Origin of the sequence: Streptomyces cupreus (assembly GCF_014257025.1) — a bacterium.
In the GTDB taxonomy this organism is placed as follows: domain Bacteria; phylum Actinomycetota; class Actinomycetes; order Streptomycetales; family Streptomycetaceae; genus Streptomyces; species Streptomyces cupreus.
Window position 1 is genome coordinate 18,345 of sequence record NZ_JACMSF010000058.1, and the last position, 13,612, is coordinate 31,956.

A 13,612-nucleotide genomic window follows, 5' to 3' on the forward strand; every position below is an offset into this window, starting at 1 on the left:
ACCGGTTTCTCCGGGGTGCCCGTTCTTTTTCTTTAGGGGTAATCCACGAAAAGCTGATTCCCCTTGACGGCTTCACGGGATGCCTGTGAAAAACAAAGACGACGCGGACGGCGTTGAAAAAGCAGATTCAGCACTGATGGGCGCCTATAGGCAGGGACGGCGACGGCTGAGATTTGAACTGGGCACCGGTGCACGCCAGTTCGAGCAAGGTTCATCTGAGTCGCAAAGTTAGGGGAAGAGGCTCGAGGAGGTCGATAAAGGAAATGCGCGATCGGCTAGACAGCCATTGTCGGCGCATAGCACTATCGGCCTAGCGCATTCGTTGGCGGCAACCTCCGACTGCGTGTGATTAGTCCGGGCCAGCGATCAAGCGAAAGGAAACCCGCTCAATATGGGCGCCTCGTCACAACGAAGGCGGCGCGCTGCACTCGTGCAGCCCGATCGTCATCCGGCACAGCCAACTGCTGCCTGCCTCGTCAGTCCTCACGTGCCGACCAGTCGCCTCCTGGTGGTGGCGGTAATTGTTGTCGTGCTCATCATCCTCGGCCATAGCGCAGCGGTCGCCCTCTGCCTCGCTGGGGGGATCGGTCTGCTAGCCAGCGACGTCCACTACCGACTGTCCTGACACACCCGTTCATGTGGCGCCGGCCTGGTCAGGTCGGCGCCACATCCGGGCGACGCATGAGGAGGACATCGTGGGCCGTTCCGAAGCTGCCATCGCACCCGGCGCTCCCTACGCCGACTTCGCCGCCGCGCTTCGACGCCTTCGAGAAGGGCAGACCTATCAGCAGATGGCCGACCGCACCGGGTATTCGGTCAGTGCACTCTCCCAGGCCGCCTCCGGCCAACGACTGCCATCCTGGCGACTTACGCGTGCCTACGTGCAAGCTTGCGGAGGAGAGGAAGAGCACTGGCACCGCAGGTGGCAGAAGGCCCGTCTCCAAGCCACCCACCGCCAGGGCATTCCGTCCACTACCGAGGACTACTTCGACGCGGTCACTCGCACAGAGCGAGTCCGCCGGCTGCGGCAAGCCGAAACCGCGGCCGACTTCGTTCAGTGTCTGCGCATGGTCAAGACGGCGTCAGGGCTATCGCTGCGAGTTCTTGAAACTCGAACATCCATATCCAAGAGCGCACTGGGTGACATGCTCAGTCGGGAGCAACTCCCGCCATCGCAGAGGCTGCTGGCCTTCCTGCATGGCTGTGGGATCGACGCTGAGGAGATCAACACCTGGAGCAGCACTCACGCACGCCTTTACTACGGGCAGGCGCCCGTCGAGTCCCCGTCGAAGAAGCGTGTTGCCAGTGAGAACCAGCCGCGCCAACGCGCGCCCCAACACTCTGCCGCGTCGGCCCGTGCCAGTGAGTCACAACCCATGAAGAAGCCGACGCCCTTGGCGCGAGGGGCAATTGCGGATACCGCGGTTGGGGTTCGCCCTCGGTGGTATCCATTGCAGGACGATCTCCCGCAGCGGCACCGCCAGTTGATCGTTCAACTACGTCGCCTCAAGGACCACAGTGGCTTGAGCATGGGGACACTCGGGGCGAAAACCGGTTTCAGCGCCAAGTCATGGGAGCGGTATCTCAACGGAAAATCGCTCCCGCCGCGGGAGGCCGTCGAACAGCTTGCAAGGGTCTGTGGGGGCGATCCAACTCGGCTGCTGACGCTGCACGAGGTGGCGTCGCGGCCCGCTCCCAGCACCCAGCCGGCTGTTGGACAGGTCACGTCCATACGGGTCGGCGCGGAGGAACTTGCTCGGCTGGCTGAGGCACTGCGCGAGCTGAAGAGTCGCACCGGCTTGAGCCTGGCGGCCCTCTCAGTGAGGACCCCGTTCAGCAAGTCGTCATGGGACCGCTATCTCAACGGAAAGACGCTACCGCCGCGCGAGGCGGTGCAGGTGCTGTGCCGTCTCGCGCTCGAACCTGACGGGCGGTGCCTGGCACTGTGGGACATTGCGGAGACGGAGTGGAGCGGACGTGCGGCAGCCGGTCCGGAGGCAGCCGACACCGGTACCGAGCCCGGGGCAAGAGCCGTGGCCACGGGCACAGGGGCGAAGGGGGGCAAGAGGCGCAGGCCTGACCGCACGGGAAGGGTGTGGCCGTGGCTGTCTTCGCCTTGGCCTGCACGGTGGTCGCGGCGGTGACTCTGCCACGGCATCGGCCAGCCAACGGGTGCCCGTGCACGACAGGTGTTGCACCGGCTATGGTCGTCCCGACCGCTTCCGAGCTGCGTGAACTTGAACCGCACGCTCGGGGTGCCCCGGAGAAACGTCGGCGATTTCGACTGCTCGGGCTCCGATATCGAGCGGGACAGCTCAGTTGCCGGTGCCTCGTCACTCGTGGCGGAAACCGCGGGCGTGGTCTCGGGCCTGCTCAGGATCGAAGGTGTCGAACCAGTCCTGCGCCGCGAGGTTGACCATGCCGAGCGCCTGGTTGACCTGACTGTCGCTGTCCTCGATGCCGTCGAGGGAGTTGTCGAACAGCATCAGGACGTCGTGGTCCTGTTTACCGACCTCCGTGACGTTTGGATCGTCTCTGACCTGGGCCGGGGCGTCGCGTACGTGTCCGGGACGTCTTCCAGCGTGGCTTTGTCCACGAGTTCTCGTGGACAAAGCCACCGCGGCGAAGAAGGCCATCCAGGACATCTACAACGCCGAGGACAAGGAGCACGCGGCCGCCGCGGTCAAGGCGTTCGCCAAGCAGTACGGGGCAAAGTTCCCCAAGGCCGTCAAGAAGATCGTCGATGACGAGGACGAGCTGCTGGCGTTCTACGACTTCCCCGCCGAGCACTGGATCCACCTGCGGACAACCAACCCCATCGAGTCGACCTTCGCGACCCTCCGTCTGCGGACCAAGGTCACCAAGGGGGCCGGCTCCCGGGCCGCCGCCCTGGCGATGGTTTTCAAGCTCGTCGAGTCCGCCCAGGCCCGCTGGCGAGCCGTGAACGCACCCCACCTCGTCGCCCTCGTCCGAGCAGGGGCCCGCTTCGAACGAGGCGAACTCGTCGAACGCCCCGAAGCTCACGCAGCCTGAACCACCTCACGATCCACAGGATTTGACTATTCCTCCTGTCCGGGCCGAAGCCGGACAAGGCCCCTGACCAGCCCGGACAGCCCGCATCTGTCCGGGACAGCCAATTGCGCTTGTTCCGCCTGGCTGGCAGTCAGCAGTCTCTGTAGTGCTGGGCCCGCCGGGCGAACCGTCGCTACGGCTGACGAGACACACAACGTCCGGCCCAACGGGTCGTTCTCGGTCGGCTGTTGGAGGACTACGGGGGGGCCAGCCATTGAAATCGGTGACGTACTCCCGGGCAGCTCACCCGCGCCCCAGCGCAGTGGGACACCCAACAGCTCGAATCCCGGCGTGGCGGCGGACACAGACAAAAGGGGGCGAATTAGTTTGCATCACACCTTCCAGATCCTGGGGCCGGTCAGAGTCGTCCGCAAAAACGGGGAACTGGTGCCGACGGGCGGCCCGAAACAGCGAGCGCTGCTCCTAGCGCTTCTGCTCAACCTCAACCGGCCGGTATCTCTTGACTGGCTCGCCGAGGCGCTATGGGAGGAGAGGGCACCTGCCTCGGCGATGGCGAACCTGCGCAGTTACGTCAACGCGCTGCGCCGCGCCCTGTCCGGTCTCGCCGGTGTCGAGATCGCCGGGCACTGCCGCTCCTACCAGCTCCGAGCCGCTCCCGAGCGGCTCGACCTCACAGCCTTCGAGCAGGCGGCCAAGGGCGGACGGGCTGCGCTTACCCGCGGAGACCACACCGCGGCAGCCACGGGCTTGCAGCAAGCGATCAGCCTCTGGCGTGGAACGGCCGAGCAAGGTACCCGCTGTGGGCAACCTATGGCCGCACGACTCGCCGCGCTGCAGGGGCAGTACGCCACTGTGGTGGAGGACCACGCGGAGGCCATGATCGCCCTCGGGGAGTACCGCGATGCCACGTTCAGGCTACGGGTCCTGCTCAGCGAGGAGCCGCTCAGAGAACGAGCCTGGGGCCTGCTCATGCGGGCCCTGCATGATGCCGGAGACACGGCGGGAGCACTCTTCGCCTATGGCCAGGCCAGGAAGTATCTCGTGGCCGAGCTCGGCATCGAGCCCGGCGCGGAACTGCGCCGTATCCATCAGGCCATACTGGGCTGCGCCCCGCAGCGACCCACCTCTCCCCGCCCGTCGGTGCAGCGGCAGTGTGGCACCTGCCCCACTCCGCTGGACACTATCGCCGGACCCCAGGGGAGCAGGCCAGTGCCACGGCAGCTGCCCCGCCCTGTGCTGTTCGTCGAGCGGAAGCGGGCAGTGGCCGACACCGTGGCGGCCCTTCGGCGCGAAGGGCACTTCGCATCCGTCACGGTGCTCACCGGCCCGCAGGGCGTCGGCAAGTCGGCGCTGGCGCTCCGCGCGGCGCACGCCGTCCGTGACCGCTTTCCCGATGGGCAGCTCTACGTGGACCTAAGCGATCTCCCGGACAGGGCACCCACGCGGCCATCGGTGAGCAGCCGACGCTTGCTCACCGGCTTTCTCGCCGCGCTCGGCGAACCGGTTCCAGCATCAGACATTGACGAGGCCGAGTGCGCGGCCCGATTCCGTTCGGCAACCGCCAACTTACGCCTTCTGCTTGTGCTCGATGGTGCGACAGACGCCGCACGGGTGCGTCCCCTGCTCCCCTCGGGCCGCCACTGCGCGGTCATAGTCACCAGCAGGCACCGACTCTCGCTCGACTACGCCGAGCACCTTCAGGTGGATCCCTTTACTGCCCAGGAGGCGATGACCCTGCTGGCCGAGTTCACCAGAGCCGACTGGATCGCCGCATCCCCGCAGGCGGCCCGCGAGATCGTCGACCGCTGCGCAGGCCAGCCAGGGACCCTGCGCCACCTGGGTGAACTCCTTTCCTGCCGCCCGGACCTGGGGGTCGACCGCGTTGCCGACCTACTCCGCAGGGGCAGTCGGAGCTTATCGGTCCCACCGGGCCTGCCCACGTCCTGCGGCCCCTGTCCGCCACGCCGAACTGACGGGAGACAACCATGCTGGATCGCATCAGTGCCTGGCCGATCGCTGCCCCCGTCGTCTGCACAGCCCTGCCCGTAGGCGCTCTGCTGCTGTGGCTGCGCCACTCTTACACCATGGTCACCGTCTGGGGGGCCAGCATGGAGCCGACGTTCCGCTCAGGCGACCGGGTCGTGGTACGCCGGGTCCGCGAACGGCGACTCGCACCGACTGCGGTTGTCGTCGTACGCGACCTGCACACCCGGATCCCGCTTCCATCCGTACGTCCGCGCGGTCGCCGTCGCCTCGCCGCCGGGGACCGAAGCGGGCCGTGCCTGATCAAGCGAGTCGCTGCCGTGCCGGGTGACCCGGTGCCCCGGGAGACAGTGCCCGCGCTGCGCGACGTGCCAGAGACGGTAGTCCCGGCGGGACGGCTCGTCCTCCTCGGCGATAACGAGAGCGCGAGCTACGACTCGCGAGAGCACGGATACTTCCCCACCGAGCAGGTACTGGGGCGCGTTGTTGCACGGCTCGGGACCTGAAGGCGGCCTGTACCGCTTTTGTATGGGGTCTGTACGTGCCCGCAGTTAGCGTTCGCTGGCGGTGTTGTGCGATGAGCGTCGGTGAAACGAGGAGGCTGTCATGCGGTATCTGGCAACAGGCTGTCAATTCCTGCTAGGCGCGGTCTTCGTGGCCGCCGTATTCGGCAAGATTCGCGACCGTTATGCCTTCTTCGAGTTCGTAGGGGTGATCAGGGAACTCGGTCTGGTCAGGCGCTCCTGGGCTCGTACCACGGCGGTCATGGCTGTAGCCGTTGAAGCCGTGGTCCCTGCACTCCTCCTCGCCGCTGTCGTACCCGTCGGGTCGCTCGAGGCGGTGTCCTGGTGGCTCAGGGCCGGCTCTGCGGTACTGGCCCTCGGACTGCTGCTGGCGTTCACCGCTGGCATCAGCCTTGCTCTACGAAACGGTACTCAAACGTCCTGCGCCTGTTTCGGGGCCCGCGGGTCGGTACTGGGAGTGCGTCACATCGTTCGCAACGTCCCCCTTGCTGTGATCGCCTCTGCGGGACTCCTTAGCCACCTCATGGCCGGGCACGTCGGGGGGAGTCCCGCCGGAAACGTTCTGGCCGCCTCCGCGGGTGTCGTTCTCGCGAGCGTATTCGTGCTCTTCGACGACATAGCGGAAATCTTCGTACCCGCGAGGTCGACGGCCTGAGGACACATCAAACCATTCGGAAGAACTGAAAGAAATCGGAAAAGAGGCTGCACCATGCCGTATCTCATTGCTCTGCTTTGCTTCCTCGGCCTGCTGTGCCTGCTCAATCTGATCTTCACCTACGGGGTGATCCTGAGGCTGCGCGAGCATTCCGAAGCGCTCGCAGAAGGCGGAGGACGGCGGGGAAGCAGAGTGGACGGGCGCCCCCGGCCGATGGGAGAGGTTGCCTCGGACTTCACCGCCATCACAGTCAAAGGGCAGGCAGTCTCGCGTGACTCGCTGCCCGCTTCCGCCGTCGTGGCCTTCATCTCCCCCGGATGCCTTCCGTGCGAAGAGGCCGTACCCGATCTCCTTAAATACGCCACGACCGTGCCCGACGGCCAATCCCGCATCCTCGTCATCGTCTCGGGGCCGACCTCGGAGAGCGCCGCCTACGTGGAGCAGTTCGCAGATGTGGCAGACGTCGTCGTGGAGGGCCCGTCCGGGCCGGTGCAGTCGGCGTTCGCCGTGGATGGGGTGCCTGCTTTTGGAGTGCTCGGCGCGGGCGGGACCATCACTGTCGCCACCCGCAAGGTCGCCGAGCTGCCCACGGCGGTCTCGGCGTGAGCAGGCCCGCAGGGCCACGGCCCGACGAGAGCGGCCCGGGGCAGCCATCGGACATTCCGGCCGCCCTCGCCATGGCGTGCCGCACCGCACCCTGGGCCGTCGCCTTCCTCTTCCTAACGGCCGTGTACGTCGGCGGCGCACCCGTTATCTCCGCCTGGCTGACCAAGATCCTGCTCGACAGCATCACCGGGTCGTCCTCGGACGGGCTGCACCACCTGCTCGCTCCGGCGATGGGGCTGGCGGCTATCGGGGTCGTCTCAGCGCTGCTTCCACACGCCACCGGGTACGCGGCCAACTACCTGTCGCGCAGGGTGAAGCTCGCCATCAGGGACCGGCTGTTCACCAAGGTCGGTGACCTGCAGGGGCTTGCGCAGCTTGAGGACCCGCCGTTCCACGACCGGCTGATGCTCGCCCAGCAGGCCGGGAGTGAGAGCCCAGGACAGATCCTCACCGGACTGCTCGGCCTCTTGCAGGCGGGGATCACCCTGGTGGGATTCCTGGTCACTCTCACCGTGCTCAGCCCCGGGATGGCGAGTGTGGTGGTGGCGGCCGTCATCCCGGCGCTGCTCGCCGAGCGAGCGCTGAACAGACGCCGGGCAGGGCTTCGGTGGCGCCTTGGACCGACCGAACGCAGAGAGATGTTCTATACAGATCTGCTGCGCGATCTGAGGGCCGCCAAGGAAGTCCGCCTGTTCGGCACCGCTGGGTTCCTGCGCGACAGGATGCTGGGGGAACTGCGTACCATCAACGCCGCCACGGACCGGCTGGACCGGCGTGTGCTGCGCACCCAGGGCAGTCTCTCCGTGCTGTCCGCAGTGGTGGCGGGCGCGGGTCTCGTCTGGGCTTCCCACGCCGCGCTGTCTGGGCGGTTCACCGTCGGTGATGTGGCGATGTTCGTCGCGTCCGTGGCCGGTACCCAGGGGGCTCTCGCAGGCTTGGTCCGGAGCCTGTCGACTGTCCACGACTCGCTGCTGATGTTCGGCCACTACCAAGTGGTGATGGCTACCGCATCCTCCCTCACCGTGCCGGCAACACCCCGCCCCGTGCCGCCATTGCGGCACGGTATCGAGCTGAGGGGGGTGTGGTTTCGCTACGGGGACGACCAGCCGTGGATCCTTCGCGGCGTGGACCTGTTCCTCCCCTGCGGGCAGGCCACGGCCCTGATCGGGCACAACGGCGCCGGCAAGTCCACCCTGGTCAAGCTGGTGTGCCGACTCTACGACCCCACCCGTGGTCAGGTGCTGTGGGACGGCGTCGACCTGCGAGAGTTCGCCCCCGCAGAGCTGCGCACACGGATGAGCGCTGCTTTCCAGGACTACACCTGCTACGACCTGTCCGTGAGCGAGAATGTCGGTCTCGGCGACATCTCCGCCCTCGGCGACCATATGCGCGTCACAGCGGCGGCTCGCCGCGCGGGCATCCACGACTTCATCGACGGGCTGCCCCGCGGGTACGAAACGCTCCTGAGCAGGATGTTCCAGGACATGGACAGCAACGACCCGGCCTCCGGGGTGCTGCTGTCCGGGGGGCAGTGGCAGCGGGTGGCCCTGGCCCGGGCCTTTCTCAGGGACGAACGGGATCTACTCATCCTCGACGAGCCGAGCTCGGGGCTCGATGCGGAAGCTGAGTACGAGATCCACAGGCATCTGACGCAGTACCGGGCCGGGCGCACCAGCCTGCTCATCTCCCATCGCCTGGGAACGGCGCGCGACGCCGACCGCATCGTGGTGCTCAGCGACGGACGAATAGCAGAGCAGGGCGTCCATCGCGAACTCCTCGCCATGGACGGTGTCTATTCCCGGCTGTTCAAACTCCAGTCGCGCGGCTACCGGGAGCAAAGCACCGTGGAGCCGGAACCGACACTCTGAGAAAAGCCCGAGCGAAACATATCCGCCAGGGTGCGTTTCGCCCATATACGGCGCCGGAGTCGACCAGAACGGCCCCGGTCCCCCATAGGTGGGGACCGGGGCCGTCGGATTCACCGAGCCACGTTGTCAGGCCGCGCAGGTCCCGCACGACGCCAACCAGGTGTACTGGTAGACGCCGTTGCAGATGCGGTCGTAGGCGATCCGGTCCTGCCACGGAAGCGAGCACCTGTTGGTCTGGCAGTGGGAGTACTCGTTCCAGCACGCCTCCGCTGCTGCGTCCGCCGTCACCGACGGGGCCACGCGCGCCACCACACGGGCGCCGATGTTTTCGATGAACTTGAGCATGTGAAAGTCTCCTTCACTGGTTCCGGGGAGGAATCCCCGCACCTCTCAAATTAGTCACCGAAAGCGCAAGAGATATACAAGCTGCATATAGTGGGCCTATATTTGTGGAGCACCGTATAGTTCGCCAGCGGATAAAGTTCCGGACGCACTGAGCTGCCCCGAGTTTCGTAGCGGCCGATCTTGCGCCCGTCCGGCCGACGCGCGGCGGGCGACGGTGCTGGGGCGGCCCATCGAGCCCGCACACGCCAAGTCCGAGCAGCCCAGGCCGACAGCACGTGCGCGGTCAGCGGTGCCCAGAACACCACGTCCAGCGCCAGCGGTCACCACGTCCCCGGCCGCGAGACCGTTCACCATCTGGGAGCAGATCACCGGCGTCACCGCGCTACCCGCCGCACCCTGAACACCTGAAACACAGACGCCGAGTTGGTGTCGGTGGCCGCAACGAGCGCGGTGAGGAGGGGTTCGTCGGCCGGCGTGTGGGCGTCGACCTGGGCGAGAACGGCGACCTGGTCGTCGGGGTGAAGGTGATGGGGCAAGGCGGAGCCGAGCTGGCGGCGCAGCCGGGACCAGGAAGTGGTGGAGCGCTCGCGGGCGGCCTTCTTCAACGCGCCGCGTACCGCGGCCGCCACCTCGGTGACATTTGCTTCGGTCAGCCGCTCCCGCTCCACGTTTCGGGTCCGGCCGCCCGTGCGTCCGTTGGCCCCGTACTCGCGCTTCCGGCCGGGACCGTGCTGCCCGGACGCGTCCGCGCCTTGGCGGGACGGCTGTTCATCCAGCCGCGCGATCCACGCATTCGCTGCCCGCCGCTGCGCCGGTGTCGCTTCGTCCCCGGCGTCCGCCAGATCCTGCTGCAGCGCCTTGATCAGCCACCGGGTCTCGCGGCTGAGCGGCTGGCCGGCACGGGGAACGCGGCGCAGGTCCCGAAGCCGCGCGTGGACCCGCCGCTGGGCGGCCTGGGCCTGCCTGACGTGCGGGTCCTGCTCCGGGGCTGCCGGGTACAGGCCATGGGTGGCCGTGACCCAGGAGTCAACCTCCTCGCGCTGCAGCGCAGTGACGTGGTCATCGGCCTCGTCCGCGCTCTTCTTCAGCTGACCGATCATCCGCTTGATCTCATGCTCGGGCAGACGTCCGGCCAGGCGCCGCAGATCGCTGAGCAGATCCCGCATCCGTCGGTGCGCGGCCGCGGCCAGATCCGGCCGTGCGGAAGGCGCCGCTGCGGCGCGCGGACGGTCTGGGGTGCGGATGCGGGAGAACTTGGGCCCGCGGACGGGCGGCGCCTGGTCCCGGTGTGCCCAGCCCGCGTTTCGTTTCTGGTCCTCGAGGAACGTGCCGGCCGTGCGGATGGCTTCGTCCTCGTCCTTCGACCGGTCATGGCCCACCACGGTCTCGACCCGGACCAGCAACGAGCGCACCTTCACCGAGCTGCGCTCGGCAACGGCCTGCCGCAGCTGCTGCACCAGGTCCCCGCGCAGCTCGCGCTGCCGCTCGAGGAAGGCGTGCGCTTCGGACAGCGCAGCGGCCAACTCCCCCTCTGTCTGCGGCGGGTCGGCGTCGAACTCCTCGCACAGGGCGGTGACAGCGGGCACCGAGCCCGCGCGCAGCGCATCGCGCAGGCGCCGCACCCGCTCGTCCTGCCCCACCACCACGCCGGAGTCAGCCGCCGGGGCGTGGGAGAAGGCCACCTGGCGGGGCGGGGGCGTGCGCCGCGAGCGGATGATCCGCTCGACGGCCGGGGTCCGCAGACCGTCGTCGGTCATCTCGCAGTCGTCCAGCCCGAACCATTCCGTGGGCCGGGCGAAGGCCTCCGTGCCGATGCGGACCTGGCGGCTGGTGCCCTGGCTGTCGAAGCGCACCCGGTGCACGTACCAGCGCCGAATCAGGGTGTCGTCGTCGACGGGCACCGAATCCCCAGCACCGGCTCGACGGCTTCGTCGCTCCACACCGGCGTGATCGCCGGATCCAGATGCACGCGCAGCGCGCGGCCGGCCCGGTCGAAGGCGATGTCCAGCAGCGACCCGACGGGCAGGCCGTCCGGCTGCGTGAACGTGAACCGGGCGCTCTCACCGCGGCCGGCCAGCCACGCCTGCGCCGCCGCCTTCAGATACAGGTGATCCGCGCTGGAGACATCACGCGCGCGGCGCCCGCATACGTGCGGCAGACCGTCCGGGTCGGGGCGGTGCGCGAAGTGGCAGACCCGGTCGGTGTACAGCTTCGTCGTCAGCTGCCCGCCACAGCCGCCCAGCAGCAGCCCGCACCAGAAAGTGTCCCCCACGTGCTCCCGCCGGAAGGCGTCCACTTCGATCGCCTCCAGCGGCAGCAGCAGCGGCACCTCCGAGGCCGCATCGCCCAGCACCGCCGTCTGAATCCGCCGCCTGTCCTCCAGCAAACCCCCCGCCCTTCCATGCCTCAACCCATCGTGCCACCAGCCAAGTTGACAGGACCACCGCAACGAGCGGCAGGGCCTACATGTCCTTCGGGCCGTCGCCGGCGTCCATCAGCCCCTCAGCTACCAGCTGGCGCACTGCGGCGCGGCTTCCTTGGTGCTGATCTCGAACGTGCGGGCGATCTCGTCGCGGTTCATGAACCGCTCGCCGGGCAGGTAGCTGCGGTGGATCACGGTGCGGATGAGCCGGTAGGCGCGCTCCGTCGGGGTCATTGTGCGGACGCTGTACAGGCGGTAGCCATTGTGGAGGGTCACCAGCCCTTCGGCGGCGAGCTGTTCCAGAGCGGAGCGGACCACGGCCGTCGGCAGCTGGACTTGCCGCGCGATCGTGGCCAGGGCGGGCAGATGGGTGCCCGGCTCGGTGCACGACAGCCGCACCCACGCGCCCATGGCGCATCTGCTGAACCCGCGCGGGATCGCGCTGCGGTTCTACCTCTTGGCCGTCTTCGAGGCGCAGTGGCGCCTGGACCCGGGTGCCGAGTGGACCAGCACGCGCTCTCTCGACGGGCCATGGGATGGAGCGACTTCATCGCCATCGATGCCGCGTACGACAGCACGACCGGCCGCTACCTGCGCAAGACCAAGCAGGGGCGCAAGCTGGAGTCCAGCCGTCTCCGGCAGGTCCAGGGCGCCCTGCGGACCTTCGAGGACATGGACAACCAGGCCCTGGCCGAGGTTCCGCGCAAGGAGAACGGCCGGCACCGGGAATACGGGGCATTCATCCTGATGCACGAGACGGGCCGGGGCGGGTTGCCTACGGCGAACCGGTACCGCGTGCCGACGCTGTCGGAGTTCACCGTGGACATCCCCCGGGACTTCTTTCTGCACGGCTGGGCGAGCGTGCTCTATCCGTCAGAGATCGCCACGTGGCTCACCCTGCGCTTCCTGGCCAAGCGCTTCCCCGGCGTACACAACGAGTCCGGTGTCTACCTGTACGGGCAAGACCGCGAACAATGGTTCGGCTTGCGAAAAGACGCGTGCGAGGACAGCTGCGCCATGCTGCTGGCCCTCGGTCTCATCCGCCCCGCCCAGCGTCGTGCGCCGCCCTCCGGGATCGCACCCGTCGCCACCGACATCAACAGTCTGCTGGCCAGCATCTCCCAGCCCAGCGAGCCCAACCGGTACGAGGCCCCCCGGTACCAGCTGCCGGATGAGGGGTTGCGCGAGGACGCTCTCGCGGTCTGCCTCACCTTCTTCAAGAACAAGCACAACAGCTCCGACTGACGGGGATAGCCTGCCTGTTCATGGCAGATGTGTCCTGGGCCGACGGCCTCAGCGCGGTATCCGCTCTCGCCGGGTTCGGCACAGCGGTCATCGCACTGCGGATCGGCCGTACCGCGAACCAGGCGGCCCACGCGTCCAACCGGGCCGCGGACCGGGCGAATGCGACCGCCGACACGGTGGCACAGGTCGAGCGGGAGCGGTGGCACCACGAGATGACCCCGCGCTTCGATGTCACGATCACCCGGCTCGGGCCAAACACCAATCAGGCCAGCCTGCTGCTGACCTTCGACGGGCCGCCCGCTCTGGAACGCCTGGACGCGGTCGAGGTCGAGATCCGCGACGACGGCTACACCCACATCGCGAACTTGGCTGGCGAGCCCACCCAGGAGCAGATCGACGAGACCATCTGGGGTCCGTACCGGTTCAAGCCGGGCATCGACGGCGCCTCCCCCAACGGGCGCGGGGTGCCCGCCGTCCCCGTAGAGCTGGGCGGCTGGCTCAAGTACGCCCTGGAGGAGTCCTTCGCCCCGTCCTGGAACGATCCCTCGTACTGGCGCGAACGGTACGCCGGCGCCCCGGTGCGGCTGTGGGTGCGCTGCCGCCGCGAGGGACACCAACCGTGGACGCTCACCTACAACGTGACCGTCACCGACCCCCAGTAACCCCCCTTACCGCACGGCGGCGTTCGTGCCGGTTGTCGGGCGCGGCTCACCTGTGCGAGGTCTCAGCCCGGTAGCCCGTCGACGCCGTTATGAGCCCACCGACAGTCCCAGTTAGTGCCGTAGAGCTCGTCTGCCAGCCGCTCAACAGTTGCGTGCGTCGCCGAATCGTTCTGAAGTCGTGCTTCATGCGCCGCAGCTGTGCCAGTGCCGTCATATCCACTGGCGATGTCCTCTTCGTGCGCAGTCGCCGAGTCATGGAAGCGTGACAG

General features: G+C 67.7%; 13 protein-coding genes and 3 pseudogenes. 11 read left to right on the forward strand and 5 right to left on the reverse strand.

The features are described from left to right. Positions 1–695: 695 nt before the first annotated feature. The 3 genes and pseudogenes from H4N64_RS46540 to H4N64_RS46980 form a co-directional block, all read left to right on the forward strand. A pseudogene (locus H4N64_RS46540) lies at positions 696–1,220 on the forward strand (helix-turn-helix domain-containing protein); the annotation flags it as partial. Positions 1,221–1,484: 264 nt separating this feature from the next. Further along, positions 1,485–1,685, forward strand: a pseudogene (locus H4N64_RS35585) (helix-turn-helix domain-containing protein); the annotation flags it as partial. Then, complete coding sequence (locus H4N64_RS46980) at positions 1,677–2,144, forward strand: helix-turn-helix domain-containing protein (RefSeq protein ID WP_418896321.1); 468 nt, start codon at positions 1,677–1,679, stop codon at positions 2,142–2,144. The pseudogene H4N64_RS35585 and the gene H4N64_RS46980, both read left to right, overlap by 9 nt. A gap of 189 nt (positions 2,145–2,333) precedes the next feature. Here the strand turns inward: H4N64_RS46980 and H4N64_RS35595 are convergent, their stop codons facing one another. Continuing rightward, complete coding sequence (locus tag H4N64_RS35595; RefSeq protein ID WP_186286673.1) at positions 2,334–2,486, reverse strand: hypothetical protein; 153 nt, start codon at positions 2,484–2,486, stop codon at positions 2,334–2,336. A 136-nt stretch (positions 2,487–2,622) separates the two neighbouring features. Between H4N64_RS35595 and H4N64_RS35600 the strand changes: the two are divergent. The 6 genes and pseudogenes from H4N64_RS35600 to H4N64_RS35625 all read left to right on the forward strand — a co-directional run. Next, positions 2,623–3,033: pseudogene (locus H4N64_RS35600) on the forward strand (transposase); the annotation flags it as partial. 366 nt (positions 3,034–3,399) lie between these two features. Next, positions 3,400–5,082 (forward strand): AfsR/SARP family transcriptional regulator, encoded by a 1,683-nt coding sequence (locus H4N64_RS35605; protein WP_186286674.1) that lies wholly within the window; start codon positions 3,400–3,402, stop codon positions 5,080–5,082. Positions 5,083–5,141: 59 nt separating this feature from the next. Then, complete coding sequence (locus H4N64_RS35610) at positions 5,142–5,522, forward strand: S26 family signal peptidase (RefSeq protein WP_472910310.1); 381 nt, start codon at positions 5,142–5,144, stop codon at positions 5,520–5,522. 100 nt (positions 5,523–5,622) lie between these two features. Then, complete coding sequence (locus H4N64_RS35615) at positions 5,623–6,195, forward strand: MauE/DoxX family redox-associated membrane protein (protein WP_186286676.1); 573 nt, start codon at positions 5,623–5,625, stop codon at positions 6,193–6,195. A gap of 54 nt (positions 6,196–6,249) precedes the next feature. Beyond that, positions 6,250–6,801 carry a TlpA family protein disulfide reductase gene (locus tag H4N64_RS35620; RefSeq protein ID WP_186286678.1) on the forward strand — a complete coding sequence of 184 codons (552 nt, stop codon included), beginning with the start codon at positions 6,250–6,252 and terminating at the stop codon, positions 6,799–6,801. Next, the gene (locus tag H4N64_RS35625; protein ID WP_186286679.1) at positions 6,798–8,669 is read left to right on the forward strand and encodes an ATP-binding cassette domain-containing protein; all 1,872 of its coding nucleotides are present in this window, start codon (positions 6,798–6,800) and stop codon (positions 8,667–8,669) included. The genes H4N64_RS35620 and H4N64_RS35625 overlap by 4 nt, the downstream gene beginning before the upstream one ends. A 126-nt stretch (positions 8,670–8,795) precedes the next feature. Here H4N64_RS35625 and H4N64_RS35630 read toward each other — a convergent pair whose 3' ends face one another. From H4N64_RS35630 to H4N64_RS35645, 4 genes are all read right to left on the reverse strand, one after another. After that, complete coding sequence (locus H4N64_RS35630) at positions 8,796–9,014, reverse strand: hypothetical protein (protein WP_186286681.1); 219 nt, start codon at positions 9,012–9,014, stop codon at positions 8,796–8,798. A 374-nt stretch (positions 9,015–9,388) separates the two neighbouring features. Then, complete coding sequence (locus H4N64_RS35635; protein WP_186286682.1) at positions 9,389–10,915, reverse strand: hemerythrin domain-containing protein; 1,527 nt, start codon at positions 10,913–10,915, stop codon at positions 9,389–9,391. Further along, positions 10,891–11,400: a hypothetical protein gene (locus tag H4N64_RS35640; protein WP_186286684.1), complete on the reverse strand. Its 510-nt coding sequence runs from the start codon at positions 11,398–11,400 to the stop codon at positions 10,891–10,893. The genes H4N64_RS35635 and H4N64_RS35640 overlap by 25 nt, the downstream gene beginning before the upstream one ends. A 120-nt stretch (positions 11,401–11,520) precedes the next feature. Beyond that, positions 11,521–11,847 (reverse strand): GntR family transcriptional regulator, encoded by a 327-nt coding sequence (locus tag H4N64_RS35645; RefSeq protein ID WP_186286686.1) that lies wholly within the window; start codon positions 11,845–11,847, stop codon positions 11,521–11,523. A gap of 120 nt (positions 11,848–11,967) precedes the next feature. Here H4N64_RS35645 and H4N64_RS35650 point away from each other — a divergent pair, with 120 nt between their 5' ends. Both H4N64_RS35650 and H4N64_RS35655 read left to right on the forward strand, forming a co-directional pair. Continuing rightward, positions 11,968–12,681, forward strand: coding sequence for a hypothetical protein (locus H4N64_RS35650; RefSeq protein ID WP_186286687.1), 714 nt, complete (start codon positions 11,968–11,970; stop codon positions 12,679–12,681). Between the two features lie 20 nt (positions 12,682–12,701). After that, a complete protein-coding gene (locus H4N64_RS35655; protein WP_186286689.1) occupies positions 12,702–13,343 on the forward strand; it encodes a hypothetical protein in 642 nt (213 codons plus the stop codon). Positions 13,344–13,612 lie beyond the last annotated feature (269 nt).

What these genes read in the sequence shown, in the direction of transcription:
- H4N64_RS35595 (WP_186286673.1), bottom strand. Translation starts at nt 2,486, where the DNA reads ATGCTGTTCGACAACTCCCTCGACGGCATCGAGGACAGCGACAGTCAG.
- H4N64_RS35610 (WP_472910310.1), top strand. Translation starts at nt 5,142, where the DNA reads ATGGAGCCGACGTTCCGCTCAGGCGACCGGGTCGTGGTACGCCGGGTC.
- H4N64_RS35615 (WP_186286676.1), top strand. Translation starts at nt 5,623, where the DNA reads ATGCGGTATCTGGCAACAGGCTGTCAATTCCTGCTAGGCGCGGTCTTC.
- H4N64_RS35620 (WP_186286678.1), top strand. Translation starts at nt 6,250, where the DNA reads ATGCCGTATCTCATTGCTCTGCTTTGCTTCCTCGGCCTGCTGTGCCTG.
- H4N64_RS35630 (WP_186286681.1), bottom strand. Translation starts at nt 9,014, where the DNA reads ATGCTCAAGTTCATCGAAAACATCGGCGCCCGTGTGGTGGCGCGCGTG.
- H4N64_RS35645 (WP_186286686.1), bottom strand. Translation starts at nt 11,847, where the DNA reads ATGGGCGCGTGGGTGCGGCTGTCGTGCACCGAGCCGGGCACCCATCTG.
- H4N64_RS35650 (WP_186286687.1), top strand. Translation starts at nt 11,968, where the DNA reads ATGGGATGGAGCGACTTCATCGCCATCGATGCCGCGTACGACAGCACG.
- H4N64_RS35655 (WP_186286689.1), top strand. Translation starts at nt 12,702, where the DNA reads ATGGCAGATGTGTCCTGGGCCGACGGCCTCAGCGCGGTATCCGCTCTC.